This is a genomic window from Dyadobacter sp. SG02 (genome assembly GCF_900109045.1).
Lineage (GTDB): Bacteria > Bacteroidota > Bacteroidia > Cytophagales > Spirosomataceae > Dyadobacter.
Genome location: NZ_FNYL01000008.1, coordinates 64326 through 79874, shown reverse-complemented (window position 1 = coordinate 79874; position 15549 = coordinate 64326). Strand labels below are relative to the sequence as shown.

The window sequence follows — 15549 nt, the reverse complement described above, 5'->3', positions numbered from 1 at the left end:
CGATAATGAATTGTTAAACAGTTACTCAGGAAAAACGTACATCAAAAATGGCATATCCGTCACCAAACGACCAAATACCTGTATTTTTTGAAGATACTTCCGTCGCCTTTGCATCGAAATCAGACGCTAAACTAAGGAAGACATACTGGTTATTCAGCCTTATGAATCAGGCTCGAGTCGTAAATTTAGGCACTTTTTTTATAAAGCTCGCGCTAAAACTCAACTTACCTATAAAAAATCTCATCCGGGTCACGATTTTTGAACAATTCTGTGGCGGTGAGACGATTAACGACTGCGATGCAACCATTGCCTCCCTGCGCCAGTCGGGCATTGGTACGATACTGGATTATTCCGTTGAAGGAGAAGATAAAGAGGCCAGTTTCGACGCCACCGCGGCCGAAATCCTGAAAACGATCGACAAGGCGACGAGCTCCGACACTATTCCTTTTTCTGTATTTAAAATCACCGGCGTAGCATCGTCCGACCTGCTCGAAAAGGTGCAGCGCAAAGATGAACTGTCCGAAGAAGAAAAAGCGGCCTTCGAGCGAGCGCGCCTGCGGGTGCAACGCCTGTGTACACACGCGTATGAGCATAATGTACGCATTTTCATCGACGCCGAGGAAAGCTGGATCCAGGGCGTGATCGACGACCTGGCTTATGAAATGATGCAGCAGTTTAACCGCGAGCGTGCTATTGTTTACAACACCTACCAACTCTACCGCCACGAAACGCTGGAAGCATTGAAAACCGCGTTCCTCACGGCCCGCCAGAAAGGCTATTACATTGGCGGAAAGCTGGTACGCGGCGCTTATATGGAAAAAGAAAGGCTACGTGCGCGTGAGCAGGAGTATTTCAACCCTATTCACACATCGAAAGAAGCTACCGATAACGACTATAACCACGCCATCGACTTTTGCCTCGACCGCATCGAGCACATTTCGATCTGCCTCGGAACCCATAATGAATACAGTTCCCAGTATTGCGCCCTCAAAATGCAGAAGCTTGGCATCGAGCGCGACGATGAACGTATCTGGTTCGCACAGCTGCTTGGCATGAGTGATAATATCTCCTTCAACCTGGCGAAGGCTGGCTACAATGTGGCCAAATATGTCCCTTACGGCCCTATCGACGCGGTATTGCCGTATCTGATCCGCCGCGCCGAAGAAAACACCTCCATTGCAGGTCAGAGCAGCCGCGAGTTTTTGCTAGTTAAAAGTGAATTGAAGAGAAGAGGAATCGGTTCTTTATAAGTAAGTTATTACTTTCGCATTCCCAAATTTGTCAATTGTATTAAAAACCGAATGAACCAATCCAGAAATCCAGCCCCTTATCTACTTTTCAGCGTACTCCTTATCGGGATTGATCAGGCTTCCAAACTTCTGGTTCATCAATACATGCAACCCGGCTTTTCAGGACAGATCGCGCTGATCGGGGATTGGTTGAAACTGCATTATGTACTGAACCCCGGCATGGCTTTCGGCATGCAGCTCGGGCATGAATACGGTAAACTGTTCCTTACATTATTCCGCCTCGTAGCGATGGTCGCGATCGGCGGCTATATGATCCACCTCGCACGAGTGGGCGCCTCCAAGGGGCTTCTATGGGCGTTGGCGATGATCCTCGCGGGAGCGGTTGGTAATGTGATCGACAGTACCTTCTACGGCGTGCTGCTCGGCAATGCGCCCTACGGCTCCCCTACCCCCTGGTTTCACGGACAGGTGATCGACATGATATTCGTCGATTTCTGGGAAGGCTTTATTCCTGACTGGGTACCGGTATGGGGTGGCCAATACTATTCGACTCCGATCTTTAATATCGCCGATTCGTGCATTTTCTTAGGCGTTTGCAGCATTCTGATATTCCAGGGAAGCTTTCACTCGCATGGGCCGGAAACGGAGGAAGACCGGGAGAATGGAGAAAGGGAGGAAGGAGAAAGGGAGCAAGAAAATTTGGATACGCCTGCAATACCACTTTCCACGGTAGAACCATACACCGATCCGGAGATACCGGAAGATAATCCCACAGCCACTTCAAATAAGCAGGAAGAGGATGAAAACAAAAAAGAGAGCATTTAATGCTCTCTTTTTTGTTGCTATGCATTAGCTCTTAGTTCTCGTCTTTGGTGTACGGAACAAAATCCTTGAATGTCTTCTTGATTGCCACGTCCGTTGCTTCTTTCTTGTTCTCCCAGTTGGCATCGAGCTCCAATGCTACGAGGCCGCTGAGGTTCATTAATGCCTTAAATTCGTCGAGCTTTCTGATGAAGTCGGGCTGGCGGCGGGCTGATTTCTGGCCCCACTCACGTGCGAACACGTCGCCCTTGTTTTGCAGCTCGTTTTTCTTTTGCATTACATAGTTAAACCGGTCGAGCAAGCCGTTCACTGACTTCCCAATCACTTCCGTCGCTTCGAGGGTTCCCACCGTTGCGACCGTCGTGCCGCCGATTGTAGTAATGTAGCCGCGGGTCTGCTGGTCTTTTGTGGCAATTACCGGTGCGAGGCCCGTTGTAGCGCCGAGCGATGCATTCAGCAATGACCTGCCGCGTTTTCCCTTCTTGGCACGGGTGTAAGCTTTTTTAAGCTCGGTTTCCTTTTCAGTCATCTGCTCAATCAAACCCCATGCATTCACGAGCGAGCCCCTGTACAGGTTATACACGTACGTGTCGCGCAAGCTCTCGTCAATGGTGTTTTTAATTACAAATCTCACTGTCCGCTCCTTCTTATTCTGCGCCTTATCCAGCACATAGAATATGATATTGAACGCCAGCGTATCGAACGGGTCCTTTACAAATTCATAACCGGGCTCCCAGATGAACTCATAGCTCGTGGCCGTGTTTTTGACCAATGCGTTTTGTGGAACGTTCTTATTTTCCGAAATAAAATTAAAGGTCGTGATATCTTCCTCTCCATTCGGGTCAGACAATGTAAAGCGGAGGTTTATGCGATTGTTTTCTGCGCTGCGGATCACAGAATTCTGAGGAATAATCGTGAAGTCCGGCGCGAGGTCCATTTGCGTCACATCCAGTTTCAGGCGTCCTTTCGTGCGGGCCTTCGAAGGCTGGTCTTCCACATAAAACTCCATGTATCTCGGCCCCTTTTTCAGGATACCAAATTGCTGGCTCGAAGGCTCCCAGGTAATCTCACCCGCTGCCGACAATTTCATCCCTTCGGGCATTTCTTCCAGAATAGGCACGAACACAATGGGGTCGCCATCCTGGTCACGCACGGCACCCATATCAATTTTGTAAACATTCTGCGTTTTGTACTGAACATAGAATGGTTGCAGTTCGTCGATCTGCGGAGGCCGGTTCACGTGGTTTACTTTGAAAACAATCTCGCGCGATGCAGTCTCACCTGAACTGTTTTGTGCTTCAAACACGACAGGAAATGATTTGGTCGTATTGATACGATCGGCGATATCAAACCCTGGCGTCCACACGAAATGGCCGGTAGAATCGAATTTCATATCCTTCACCAGTCCGCTCGCCACCGAATACCTCAGCGAATCGCTCTTCCCTCCCTTGGCCTGTAAATGAAAATTGATCTCTTTTCCTTCATAGAGGACGTTCCATTCCGGTTCCACCGGGAATACAAGTTGTAACGGGCCCGTTGAGGTATTGGTCTTCATATTATCCTGGCCCTGTACCCGCATTGCGACAAAAACGGGTATCAGAAGTATCAGTATTTTATGAATTTTTCTTGTTAGCATAACATCAAAAATATAATTAATTCCATGGGGTGAAAGAATACTCTGATCTTAACGCAAAACTAGTAAATCCTGTATAGAATGCCCTGTGATAAGTTGTAAAATTGAAATCCACAAAAGCTTCTGTCTGCGGAGGGAATCAGTTTGTACTTTTCAAATATAGCCTTCCAGACGGGTTTATAAATAAAGCAAGTCAGGCAACTTCCGGCGCCCAAAGCAAAAACCGGAGCGCAATCCTTTTAAAGACTGCGCTCCGGTTTTTAAAGTTCAATACTTGCCTTATTATTTTTTCTTTGGAGCCGTTGCCGGAGTGGTAGCAGGAGCTGTTGCAGGCTTAGCCGCTGGGGTAGTTGCTGCTGGTGCCGCTGCTTCTACTTTGTCAGGGTCAACGCCCAGTTTGCGAAGAATCAGGTTGGTTGCATTGTTTTCTTCCGATGCTGCGAACAAGATGATAGGTGTTGTTCCCGCACCCGCATCCATGTTCAGGATGTACAGGAAGCCGGCTTCTTTACCTACTTCCTGGATCGCGTTGTTTACCTTTGTCAAGATCGGTTCGAGCAATTGCTGCTGCTTGGTTTGCAGGGAAGTTTGTGCGTTGGTACGCATTTCTTCGATGCGGGTCGAAAGGTTCTGCAACTCTTTCTCTTTATCAGCGCGAATAACGTCGGTCATGTTCGCGCCGTTTTTCTGATACGCCTCATATTTCTCCTGAGCCTCTTTGTAAGTCTCCCCGATTGCTTTGTCCAACTGCGCTTTGGTAACTTCCAGCTGGTTTTGCATCACTTTTGCTTCCGGCAATTTGCCGATTATATAGTCGACATTCGTATAACCTATTTTAGTAGGCCCGCCTGCCGGGGTAGTCTGGGCTAAGAGAGGGGTGGTGATTATGGTCATCACGACCAGAATAGCCATCAATTTTTGTTTCATTGCGCTGTTACTTATTTAAGTTTACTGGTTGTACTTTTTTGTTTTGGTGAGTTCTTCGCAGGCGCAGCCGGTTGTTGCTGGGCCGGGTCTTCCGGTTTGGCAGTTCTGTCGACGGCTCCGGTCTTGTCATTTCCTCCTGCTTTGTTGGCTTTCGGGTCGATCCCCAGTTCCTCCATCACATAATCCGAATAATCGTGTTTCGGATTGGTGTAGAGCATGCCTACGTCACTGGATTTATCGAACATAAAATCGAGCCTGCGCTGGCTGCAAACCTTGGTTACTGCACGTTGTACCTTTTCAAGTACGGGCTTCATCAGCTCCTTTTTCTTCTGGAACATCAGCCCCTCCACACCGAATATCTTACTATTATACTCACCTGCTTCGAGCTCCTTCTCCTTAATTTCACCCTGCCTCTTCCGTTTCAGCTCGTCGGTCAGCAAAATCTCCTCTGCCATGTAAGCGCGCTGCATACGGTCGATCTCGGCAAACTTATCCCTGATTTCCTGCGCCCATTTGTCAGAGAATTTCTTCATCTCTGTCTGTGCAGCCTGATATTCGGGCATTTTACTGGTTATAAATTCCATGTCCGTATACCCTATCTTCTGGGCATATAGTGCTGAACTGCATAGAATTGACAAAACTAGTAAAATAAAAATCTTCTTCATGCCAAGCTGCTAATATAATTTGCAAACCTCTTAACGAATGCCCCTGTCAGATTATTATCTGATCTGCTGGCCGATTGTAAAGTGGAACTGTGGTCCGCTCCGGGTATTCTGTCCCTGAATTTTGTCGAAACCGTAACCCCAGTCGATACCCAGCAAACCGAACGCCGGCATGAAAATCCGCGCACCCACACCCGCAGACCGTTTCAGATCGAACGGGTTGAATTCACTGTAGCTACCCCAGTTGTTACCACCTTCCGCAAAACCGAGGATAAAGATCGTCGCTTGCGGGTTGAGCGAAACAGGGTAGCGAAGTTCCATTACATATTTGTTATAAACAATACCTCCGCCTGACGCTGGATAACCGTTAGCAGCCAATGGTCCAACTTTCTGATCCTGGTAACCACGAAGACCGATAATATCCTGATCTGCGAGCGAGAACGTACCCTGCCCCGCCAGACCGGAACCTCCCAGGATGAAGCGGCCGAACGGGCTGTACCCAACCTTGTTTCCGTACGCACCCAGGAAACCCATGTGTGCGCGGGTACTCAACACCAGCTTGCCGACGATGGTCGCATAATAGCTCGCATCGAACATCCATTTGTGGTATTCAACCCAACGGTAAGTATCGGTTTTGTCGGAGAATGCTTTCTTTCTGAACACCGAGTAAGGTGGTGTAAAAGTCGCGCTCAACGAGATATTGCTACCGCTTCTCGGGAATTGGAAATCACTCAATGTGTTCCGCGAGATCGTGGTGTTAAACGAAATGTTGTTTGAAACGCCCTTGCTGTAACCAATCCGGAAAATGTCGAGGCTGTCGAGACGGTAGCGCTGGTACGACAGCGAGTGCGTCATCACGAGGTTACGGTCCGGCTCTTTCAAGCGACGGCCAAGCGATAAGGTAATACCATTGTTGTAGTAACCTCCGCGGTAGCTGACCCTTCCGCCTCCTCCACTTGTGTTATAACCGTAATAAGAGCTCAAATCCGTCATGCGGTAAACCGTACGCTGGAACGACACACCGAAGTTAATCGGCTTCTTACCGCCCAACCACGGTTCGCTGAACGACAGCGAGTAGGTTTGGTATTGCTTACCGTTGGCCTGGAAGCGTAATGAAAGCTTCTGTCCGTCCCCGGAAGGCAATGGACGCCAGGTTTCGCGGTTCGGGATATTCTTGATGGAGAAGTTATTGAAAACCAATCCAAGCGTTCCCACGAAGCCAATGTAACCTCCCCAACCACCGGAAAGCTCGATCTGATCGGATGGCTTTTCTTCCACGGTGTACTCGATATCCACAGTGCCGTCGGCCTGATTAGGGATCGGGTTGATCTGGATTTTTTCAGGGTCGAAGTAACCCATTTGCGACAACTGGCGCTGGGTATTGATAATTTCCGTCTTGCTGAATTTCTGACCCGGCAATGTGAATAGCTCGCGCAATACTACGCGGTCGCTGGTTTTGGTGTTACCGTTCAGGAGAATGCGGTTGATCGTCGCCTGCTTACCTTCGAACATACGTAGTTCGACATCGATCGAGTCGCCATCAACAGCTCTTTCAGTAGGTTCGAGGTGGAAATAGAGGTAACCGTCGTCCATATAAATGGAGCTGACGTCACCGCCCGGAATACCATTGATCTTCTTGTCAAGCTCTTCCGGGTTGTAAACATCGCCTTTCTTCACGCCCAGGCGTTCGCTCAGGTATGCAGAAGGATACAGATAGTTACCCGACCAGGTAATGTTGCGGTAATAATATTTCTGACCTTCATCGATCTTCATGTCGATGCTGATCGTCTGGTCGCCATTCTTAATCGTATCGAACTCGATCACAGCATCGCGGTAACCGTTTTTGCGGTAGTATGCGATCAGCTTTTCCTTATCCTCGTCGTATTTCTTGGGAATGTATTTGGATGGGTTGAAGAGACGGCCAATGCGTCGCTGTTTGGTACCTTTCATTTTACGTTTCAACGTTTGATCGCTGATAGCCGTATTGCCTTCGATATTGATTTTCTGGATCTTAACCTTTTTACCTTTGGTAATGGCGAAGTTCAATGTAGCCTGGCCGCGGGTTGAATCGGGAATTTGAAGGACTTTTACTTTGGTATTGTAAAAACCTTTATCCTGATAGTATTTCTTGATAACCAGTTGGGTGTTCTTGATGATCGTCGGCGTGATTACACGACCTTTAATCAGCTTCACCTTATCATTCAGCGTTTCGCGCTCGCCTTTGCGAACACCCGAAAATGATACTTTGTAAAGCCTCGGACGCTCTTTAATGTGGATATTCAGCCAAACCTTCTCGCCTTCGATCTTGGTCGCCATGATTTCCACGTCGTCCAGCGTACCGAAATCCATCATTTTCTTAATGGACGAGGTCACCGCCGGCCCCGGAATGCGAATTTTGTCGCCCGGCTTTAAACCGGAAATGGAGATCATCGAGTTCGGGTCGAGGAACTGGGTTCCCGAAACAGTCACTTCTGCGATGGTGTATTCTTTCGGGTTGGCCGGATCGATGCCGAGATTGGTCGGAGCTGCGGTTGGCTTCGCACCTCCAATGCCTACACGCTGCGCTTGTACCGAAATGCAGCAGCACAAAAGAATTAATGCAGAAAGGCCTTTGAGATGTGCTAATGATGTATTCAAATTTTTCACTGGGTTCATATAATTCTACTTAGCACCATTCGCTTTAATTTGTTCACCCGTTTTGCCGAAGCGCCTTTCACGGTTCTGATACGAAAGTATCGCCTCGTACAAATGCTCCCGGCGGAAGTCGGGCCAGAAAAGATCCTCATAAAAATACAGTTCAGAATATGCCAGTTGCCAAAGCAGGAAGTTGCTGATCCTGTGGTCACCGCCTGTCCGCAGCATCAGGTCTACCTCGGGGCGGCTGCCCGTCGACAAATTACCTGCTACTACTTCCTCATTGATTTCTTCGGGTAGCAAAACACCGTTACGAACGTCGTCGGCAATTTTGCGTGCTGCCTGGGTAATGTCCCACTTGCCACTGTAACCCAATGCCAGGATGAGATTCAGGCCTGTATTGTTGCGTGTCGCCTCGATTGCTTTTCCGAGCTGGTTCTGGCAGCTCTTTGGAAGGCTTGCCGTATCCCCGATCGTATCGAGCTTCACATTGTTTTTCATCATGGTCGGCAGCTCATTACCAATCGATTGCACGAGCAGTTCCATCAGCGCTCTTACTTCAAATTCCGGGCGTGCCCAGTTTTCGGTTGAAAAAGCATACAACGTCAGACAAGAAACTCCGAGCTCCGCGCATCCTTCCGTCACTTCTCTAACCGCCTTGATCGCGTTACGATGACCAAACACACGCGCTGCTCCCTGGTTTTGGGCCCATCTTCCGTTACCGTCCATGATAACGGCGATGTGTTTTGGCAGATTGCCCGTATCAATGAGCTCCTTCATTACTCCTGACTCCTTTTAACCTTTTTTAACAAAACAAAAACAACATTTTCGAAGAGCCTGCCATCGGGAATGATTTTCGGCCGCTCCGGGTTATTTCAGGAATCACTTTGCCAGTAAACAAATACGCAGCAACCTGTCAATGTGTGCCGAAAATCTGCACAATTCATTCCTGCCTTCGCCCCTGACCTATCAGAAAGCCTTGATGGACAACGCATTAACCTCCAAAATAACAATGGAAATTTAAACGAGGGCGCAATTTAGGAATAAGAATCAGGTCTACAAAATGAATATTCCGGTACAGTCGGGGTGCAATTCGATTAATTATCAAGAAGATGACGGATCGCATCACCGTAAGTACTGCCGCTGGTGACCTGCGAAGCCTTGCGATCGCGCATCACAATCACATACTTGCCATTGAAGTGTTTCTGGATTTCCTTGATATGGTGGGAGTTGACAATACCTGCCCGGCTCACGCGCAGGTAATGCTTTGGAAGCTTCTCTTCGAGCGAAGTAAGCGTGTAGTTGAGCAGGTACTTCTGCCCGTCGAGCGTGTTCAGGAAAACGTATTTCTCCTCCGCCTCGAAATGCGTGATCTCCGTCATCGGGATCAGCAGGATACGGTCGCCGGATTTCACCGACAATGAAAATATCTCCCGCTTCGGCTTCATTTCTTCCAGCAGCCGCAGCAGGTTCTCGGAATACGGATTAAAATTCCCCGAATGGTCATTTGCCGCCTGGGTAATGTTCCTGATCTTTTCAATGGTTTTCATCAGCCGGTCGTTTTCTACCGGTTTCAGGAGGTAATCCACGGAGTTTTCTTCAAATGCGCGGATCGCATATTGGTCATAGGCCGTCGAAAATATGACCAATGGCATACTGGTAAGCTTCGAAAGCATTTCGAAACCATTCAGCAGCGGCATTTCAATATCGAGGAAAATAACGTCGGGACGATGTTTGTCGATCTCGACCAGCCCTTCCGCACCGTTTTTGGCTTCCGACACGATGTCGAAAGTGTCGGGATGCTTTTCGAGCAACCTTCTGAGGCGGCTCAATGCAAGCTGTTCGTCGTCGATCAGGATCGTTTTAAGCGGAAAATGCATGGTTGGATTGTTGATGTTGTTCAATTGCGGATTTCTGGATGGCAATATTAACCGATTTGTGCGGTTGGTTGAGCAGCTCCAAACGTGCGTTCTCGCCGTAAAGCAGTTTCAGCTTGTCCTGAATGCTGCGCATGCCGTAACCTGCACCCAGGGTATCGGAAAATGCCGGGCCGTTATCATGCACGCACAAATGCAGCCATCCGTCTTTCTCGTAAATCTTCACCACGATATTCCCCAGGTCAGCCATGCGCGAAATGCCATGCTTGATCGCATTCTCCACGATCGGCTGCAAAATGAATTTGGGTACCTGCAAATTTTTCAAAGACTCTTCCTCAACTTCGACTGTAAATCGCAGGCGGTCGCCAAACCGCACCTTCTCGACCTGCAAATAGGTCTCGACCATTTCCAGCTCATTTTCGATGGTATCGAAATAATCGCTCGTTTTTCGACCAGTTGTATAACGGAACAGCTTGGAAAGCAGCAGCGTCATCTCCTCGGCTTTGTCGGGATCTTCGTGCACGAGGCTGGCAATGCTGTTCAGCGAATTGTATAGAAAATGCGGGTTAATGCGGGCCTGTAATGCGTCCAGCTCGGCACGTGTTTTCAGTTTTTCAAGATTCAAAAGCTGGTACTCCTGGTCGGAGATCTTCCGGGAAATCTGCCGCCCCTCCCGGCTCAGAAAGTAAAACACGTTCGCGAGCGCAATGGGCACCCACGCATACCAGTACCAGGGCGCATTCTGCGAGGGCTCGCTCGGGTAACGCGCGAGGTACTGGCTTACCGTGTCGGCAGCAAAATATTGTAAAATAATAATGGTAATAACGCTGTCGAAAAGGAAAATGACGATCGACAAAAGAATATGCTTGACCCACAAACTTTTGATCACCATATCGAGCCACATCGTCATACCCTGCGTGATCAGGATTGTGCAAACGCCCACGATGACGTTCAATGTCACCAGGTATTTATAGAAACTGAGCCGGATCGGCTCGTCCGTAAATGTCAGCTCAGCCGTAAAATAGGCGATCGCATTGAAACCGTACAAAATCACCGCGCCGAGAATCGCCGCCACGAGCGTACCTACCCAGCTCTGCGTCTGGATAATGCCGATGAGGCTGAAATCCTGCCAGTTGAATGATTTTTCCTGTGAAGTAAAACTGAAATTAGCCCCCTCTACCTTTGCCCCGCTCAGATCCACATCGGACATACTGCTGAAACTCAGATCCGCATTGCGCAGATCGGCGTTCCGGAAGGTCGTCCGGTCGAGGGCCGAGAAACGAAGTTTTGCATTGCGCAGATTCGCCCCGTCGAAGTTAATATCCTTCAAACTCGAAAAGCTGAAATCTGCATATTCCAGATCCATGTTACTGAAATCCCTTCCGTCCAGCGATGAGGCTGTCATGCGCAACGGCTTCGTCTTGTTGTCGTCCATGCTACTTAAACCCTAAACGTTAATATCAGTTTGTCTGAGAAAGCATCCATTCGGTTTCCATTTTGCCCCAATCCGGGTGAATGCCCGATGCCGGTTTGAAAGCATTGAATTTCTGTTGCGCTTTTTCGAGCGTCGGCTTTGCTACCTTTTTCCCGCCGCCATATTCCTCCGGTGTAAAGAACAAGCTCGAACCTTCCAGGTAATAAATGCGAGGATTGTCGGCATTCAAAGCCTTCGCCGATTGCAGGAACCCCTGGAACTTCTCCCCGTCCGCCTGCCAGCGGTTCATAGGATCGGCTGCCAGGTGTATTTGGGATTGATATGCTTTCAAAACCTCGATTTCGTCGTTCGGCTTGCCGGCAATGCCCTCTGCATCTTTCAATAAGACATTTGCTTTATCCAGATACTGATCTTTTTCACTCAGGGTTGGCGCTACGAAACCGAGCAATACGTTCGCATAGGCCGCATAATACTTCGGCAGCCATTCTTTCGGCTCCGCAGCGGCAATGCGTTCGAAGCGGTTGGCGATATCCACCAGGCTCTTCGGGTCCGGTTTTTCACGGTCGATGCTGTTCAATGCTTTGATACCGTCGCCCATCGCCTGGGTATACTTTTCATTCTGCGCCCACGCAATGCCGGTTGCGAACACGAGCAGCACTGCGAATGTGAATAGCTTTTTCATTGTCTTGTTTATTTTAAAATGCTGAATATTAATTAGTTTAAAAATCATCTTTCTCCACTTTGGCCTTCTTCGAAAGCATGATCTGCATGCCTACAAAAAAGCTGCGGTAACTCTGCGGGCCCACGGCGAAGCGCGTCTGCCCGTCGGGCGTGTAGCGGTAGGTAAATACATTGCGGGTATTAAGGATATTATCGACCGTGGCGTAGAATATCACCAGGTTGCCTTTAATGCTCTGCAACTTGCTGGCCTGAATGCTCACATTATGCACGGCAGGCGTGCGGTCTTTCAGGAATTCTTCATTATTAGGATTGTAGTAAGGCCGGCCGCTGGTGAATGCGTAGGTCGCGCTGAGGTTGGTTTTGGCTTTTTCAAACCACTTTTTGGTGATGAGGCTGATATTATGGTTTGAAATGAATGTCGGCGTGGCCGATTGTGCAAATTGCTGGAAAAGGCGTTTGGAATCCACGAAACTGTAAGTAACCCAGTAATCGAGGTTTTTGATGGATTTCTGGTCGCGCCAGAAGAAATCGAAGCCCCGGGCGTAGCCGTCGCCGCCATTGGTAGTGGTGCCCCATGGGAAACGGTAGGGATCGGCGTCGTATGGCTGGCCGGTGAATTCACGGACGAGCTGCGCGTAGTTTTTGTAAAATGTCTCGACGCGAAATGTGCGCTGGTTTTTGATGATCTGGTAATTGAGGATCAAATGATCGGCGCGCTCGTATTTCAGGGATTTGTTTAAATATAAATACCTGTAATCCGGGTTCTGGTAAAACTGTCCCGCGGCAAGCGACACCTGGCTGTACCGGCCTGTTTTGTATGCGAATGACAACCTTGGGGCAACATTAGCACGGCTGATTACCGAAGAATACTCACTACGAACACCGATCCGTCCCGCCAATGCACGGGTAATGTAAATTTCCGACTCCACAAATGCGGCTGTGTAGCGGTCTTTGAGCCGGTACATCTTGCCATCGACGCCATTCCCGATATTGATCGCGTGCGCCTCGGCTCCGAAAAGAATGGTATTGTTCCCCGTGAGCAGGCGTGTAAGTACAATGCGCGCTTGCGTGCGCTCGTCGAAGCGGTCGAAGTTGACGCCGTCGTAAGTCATATTGTCCTTATTACGGCTATATGAAAGGCCGGAGTTGATCGTCCAGCGACCGTCGGCCCAGGAATCGGTGTAAGTACTGGTGGTGAATGCATTATTATTTTTCAAAACCAGCCGCGTTTTCCCCGAGTCTGAAAAAGGGTCGTTGCTGTTCATGCTCAGGTGGCTGTCGGAATACATGCCGTAAACTTTCAAAATCCCGTTTTTGGTCGGTTTCCAACGATAGGTCAATGAGGAACCTTTGAACTCCGGGGCGTGTAGCCATTCCACATTCTGCTTTACCAGCTTGAATAGCGGCCGCAGATTACCATAATACACGACCGCCGACACCGATTGATTTTTATTGGCATAATCATAATTCAAACCCGCATTCGCCAGGTTCAGACTAATGCCCAATCCATTATTACTGATCTTATCCGTCGTATTCAGCAGCAATACCGACGATAACGCCTGCCCATACTGCGCCGAATAGCCGCCGGTGCTGAATGAAGTGCCTTTAAACATAAATGGATTGAACCGCCCCCGCGACTGTACATCAGGCAACGAGCTGAAAAACGGGTTCTGCACGATCATCCCGTCAATCACGATCTTGGTTTCCTGGCCCGAGCCGCCGCGGACGAATAGCCCCTCTTGCTCCCCTACCCGCTGCGCGCCGGGCAAAAACTGCATTGCGCCGGTAATATCCGCCGCCGCGCCCGCCGTAGTTACTATATCCAGCGGTTTCAGCATAGCCATTCTCTTCTCGTCCGACGCCTCGAATGCACCCGCGGTGATCACGACGGTATTCAGTTCGTTGGCCAGTTCGTCGAGTTTAATGGACATTGCGGGCATGCTTTCTTTCAGACTAATCTTCTTCTCAAAAGCCTCAAAACCGACATAGCTGGCGACGATGGTAGCCGTATCGGATTCCGAAGTCTGGAATGCGAAAGCACCGTTCGCGTCGGTCGTTCCGCCGTCGTAGGTACCTTTCAGGAACACATTTGCGCCGGGCAATGCATTTCCTTTGTGGTCGGTCACTTTGCCCTGAATGGTTTTCTGGGCAAAAACGGCCGGTGAAACGAATAGCAACAGACAATAAAAAAGCTTCATGGCTAATAGATTATGTGTAACTGCTGACACAAATCTATTGGCCATGAAGCCGTTTCGTAAGTGATTTCCGACGAAGTGCCGGTTTCAGCGGGATGAATTCGCCCGCTGACGGAATGAAAAACTGCTGGTTTTAGAGCTCTTCCAGCAAGATGTCTTTCCAATGCACCTTGATACCCCCGCCGTCGTGGATCTGCAATGCGATCGACCCTACACCCGCGCCGATTTTAGCGTCGGTAAGGTCCACCATTTCGTGGCCGTTGAGCCAGGTTTGGGTACGGTCGCCTTCCGCGCGGATGCGCAGCGTGTTCCATTCGCCCATTTTCAGGAAGCCTTCTTTTTCGTCAGGGATCTGTACGAGCCAGTTGCGGCCGTACGATTCGTAAATGCCGCCGGTGTCGTGGTTTGGCGGCGCCACTTCCACTTGCCAGCCCGAAACTTTGGTACCTTCCACCGTCGAGCGGAAGAAAACACCGCTGTTGCCGTTCGCCTCTTGTCTGAATTTGAGGGTCAGGTCGAAGTTCTTGTAAAACTTGTCGGTAGTGAGGTAGCCGTATTTCTTGTCGGGGCCGCTCTCGCAGATGAGTTCCCCGCCTTCTACGTACCATTTTTCGGTACCGTGGACGGTCCAGCCTTTAAGGTCTTTCCCGTTGAATAATTTGACAGGCTTTTTCAACGGATCGGCAGACGGCCCTTTCAGCGCGAAAAACGCCGAATTAAGCATTAGAACAGCTGCTCCGGCGACGATCAATCGTCTCAATTTTAACATGGTGGTTATAGGATTAGGATTAAAAATTTATGGTTACAAATTCTATCAAACTACATTTTGCATTAGTTTTACAAAAATTAACCACTTGGAAAGCTATGAAAAAAAACCGTTTTGGGGGGCGTTGGGCAACATTTTTTTTGGCAGCAGGGCTATTTTCAACGATTTTGATTTCTTGTAAGGAAAAAGACGCCGATAAGGTAGGTCAAAGAACTGTAACGGATATTATCAATGAAAATCCGGAGTTCAGTATACTTAAAGAAATCATGCATCATGCGACATTCAGTGATGCGCTGAGAACGCAGGATGCAACTTTTTTTCTCCCGTCGAATGACGCTTTCAATAAGGCTAACATTGCCAGTGCTTCGATGATCACACGCATGTCAGTGGATTCAGTAAAATGGTTCTTGAACTCCCACGTCATCAAAAGCATTTACAATGTAGACAGCACCCTTCCAACCGACAGCATGAGAACAATCAGTGGTAAAAAGATCAAGTTTGTGAAACAGGAAGGCGTTGTGAATGTGAACAATGCTGAGATTACCAAGAAGAATGTTTCGGCGTCTAATGGACTCATTCAGATAGTCGATAGCGTGTATGTGAAGGTCAAATAGTGATATAAAGCATTTAAAAAGAAGAACCCCGAAGCTCTGGCTCCGGGGTTCTT

At 48.8% G+C, this 15549-nt stretch carries 13 protein-coding genes; 3 read left to right on the top strand and 10 right to left on the bottom strand.

Annotated elements, in window-relative coordinates:
- The first annotated feature begins 47 nt into the window (after positions 1-47).
- Together BMW93_RS19540 and BMW93_RS19535 are read left to right on the top strand one after the other, a co-directional pair.
- A complete protein-coding gene (locus BMW93_RS19540) occupies positions 48-1250 on the top strand; it encodes a proline dehydrogenase family protein (protein WP_090380109.1) in 1203 nt (400 codons plus the stop codon).
- A 51-nt stretch (positions 1251-1301) separates the two neighbouring features.
- On the top strand, positions 1302-2075 hold the full coding sequence (locus BMW93_RS19535; RefSeq protein WP_090380106.1) for a lipoprotein signal peptidase: 774 nt from the start codon (positions 1302-1304) through the stop codon (positions 2073-2075).
- A 31-nt stretch (positions 2076-2106) separates the two neighbouring features.
- Here BMW93_RS19535 and BMW93_RS19530 read toward each other — a convergent pair whose 3' ends face one another.
- The 10 genes from BMW93_RS19530 to BMW93_RS19485 form a co-directional block, all read right to left on the bottom strand.
- Positions 2107-3708 carry a hypothetical protein gene (locus BMW93_RS19530; RefSeq protein WP_090380103.1) on the bottom strand — a complete coding sequence of 534 codons (1602 nt, stop codon included), beginning with the start codon at positions 3706-3708 and terminating at the stop codon, positions 2107-2109.
- Between the two features lie 279 nt (positions 3709-3987).
- A complete protein-coding gene (locus BMW93_RS19525) occupies positions 3988-4632 on the bottom strand; it encodes an OmpH family outer membrane protein (protein ID WP_090380100.1) in 645 nt (214 codons plus the stop codon).
- An 11-nt stretch (positions 4633-4643) separates the two neighbouring features.
- On the bottom strand, positions 4644-5297 hold the full coding sequence (locus BMW93_RS19520) for an OmpH family outer membrane protein (protein ID WP_090380097.1): 654 nt from the start codon (positions 5295-5297) through the stop codon (positions 4644-4646).
- Between the two features lie 54 nt (positions 5298-5351).
- The gene (gene bamA / locus BMW93_RS19515) at positions 5352-7949 is read right to left on the bottom strand and encodes an outer membrane protein assembly factor BamA (protein ID WP_090380094.1); all 2598 of its coding nucleotides are present in this window, start codon (positions 7947-7949) and stop codon (positions 5352-5354) included.
- Positions 7950-7955: 6 nt separating this feature from the next.
- Positions 7956-8708 (bottom strand): isoprenyl transferase, encoded by a 753-nt coding sequence (locus BMW93_RS19510; protein ID WP_090380091.1) that lies wholly within the window; start codon positions 8706-8708, stop codon positions 7956-7958.
- Positions 8709-9025: 317 nt separating this feature from the next.
- Positions 9026-9808, bottom strand: coding sequence for a LytTR family DNA-binding domain-containing protein (locus BMW93_RS19505; protein ID WP_090380089.1), 783 nt, complete (start codon positions 9806-9808; stop codon positions 9026-9028).
- Positions 9792-11240 (bottom strand): histidine kinase, encoded by a 1449-nt coding sequence (locus BMW93_RS19500; RefSeq protein WP_090380086.1) that lies wholly within the window; start codon positions 11238-11240, stop codon positions 9792-9794. Before BMW93_RS19500 ends, BMW93_RS19505 begins: the two co-directional genes overlap by 17 nt.
- Positions 11241-11265: 25 nt before the next feature.
- Positions 11266-11922 (bottom strand): hypothetical protein, encoded by a 657-nt coding sequence (locus tag BMW93_RS19495; RefSeq protein WP_090380083.1) that lies wholly within the window; start codon positions 11920-11922, stop codon positions 11266-11268.
- 37 nt (positions 11923-11959) lie between these two features.
- Positions 11960-14119: a TonB-dependent receptor gene (locus tag BMW93_RS19490; protein ID WP_090380080.1), complete on the bottom strand. Its 2160-nt coding sequence runs from the start codon at positions 14117-14119 to the stop codon at positions 11960-11962.
- A 130-nt stretch (positions 14120-14249) separates the two neighbouring features.
- Positions 14250-14885, bottom strand: a complete 636-nt coding sequence (locus BMW93_RS19485) for a DUF1080 domain-containing protein (protein WP_090380077.1) — start codon at positions 14883-14885, stop codon at positions 14250-14252.
- A 95-nt stretch (positions 14886-14980) separates the two neighbouring features.
- On the opposite strand from BMW93_RS19485, the gene BMW93_RS19480 reads away from it, so the two are divergent.
- Positions 14981-15496, top strand: a complete 516-nt coding sequence (locus BMW93_RS19480; protein WP_090380762.1) for a fasciclin domain-containing protein — start codon at positions 14981-14983, stop codon at positions 15494-15496.
- The last annotated feature ends 53 nt before the right edge of the window (positions 15497-15549 follow it).

Bases quoted from the DNA above. Each gene is read 5' to 3' on its own strand.
- BMW93_RS19540 (WP_090380109.1), top strand. From the start codon at position 48: ATGGCATATCCGTCACCAAACGACCAAATACCTGTATTTTTTGAAGAT.
- BMW93_RS19535 (WP_090380106.1), top strand. From the start codon at position 1,302: ATGAACCAATCCAGAAATCCAGCCCCTTATCTACTTTTCAGCGTACTC.
- BMW93_RS19530 (WP_090380103.1), bottom strand. From the start codon at position 3,708: ATGCTAACAAGAAAAATTCATAAAATACTGATACTTCTGATACCCGTT.
- BMW93_RS19525 (WP_090380100.1), bottom strand. From the start codon at position 4,632: ATGAAACAAAAATTGATGGCTATTCTGGTCGTGATGACCATAATCACC.
- BMW93_RS19520 (WP_090380097.1), bottom strand. From the start codon at position 5,297: ATGAAGAAGATTTTTATTTTACTAGTTTTGTCAATTCTATGCAGTTCA.
- bamA (WP_090380094.1), bottom strand. From the start codon at position 7,949: ATGAACCCAGTGAAAAATTTGAATACATCATTAGCACATCTCAAAGGC.
- BMW93_RS19510 (WP_090380091.1), bottom strand. From the start codon at position 8,708: ATGAAGGAGCTCATTGATACGGGCAATCTGCCAAAACACATCGCCGTT.
- BMW93_RS19505 (WP_090380089.1), bottom strand. From the start codon at position 9,808: ATGCATTTTCCGCTTAAAACGATCCTGATCGACGACGAACAGCTTGCA.
- BMW93_RS19500 (WP_090380086.1), bottom strand. From the start codon at position 11,240: ATGGACGACAACAAGACGAAGCCGTTGCGCATGACAGCCTCATCGCTG.
- BMW93_RS19495 (WP_090380083.1), bottom strand. From the start codon at position 11,922: ATGAAAAAGCTATTCACATTCGCAGTGCTGCTCGTGTTCGCAACCGGC.
- BMW93_RS19490 (WP_090380080.1), bottom strand. From the start codon at position 14,119: ATGAAGCTTTTTTATTGTCTGTTGCTATTCGTTTCACCGGCCGTTTTT.
- BMW93_RS19485 (WP_090380077.1), bottom strand. From the start codon at position 14,885: ATGTTAAAATTGAGACGATTGATCGTCGCCGGAGCAGCTGTTCTAATG.
- BMW93_RS19480 (WP_090380762.1), top strand. From the start codon at position 14,981: ATGAAAAAAAACCGTTTTGGGGGGCGTTGGGCAACATTTTTTTTGGCA.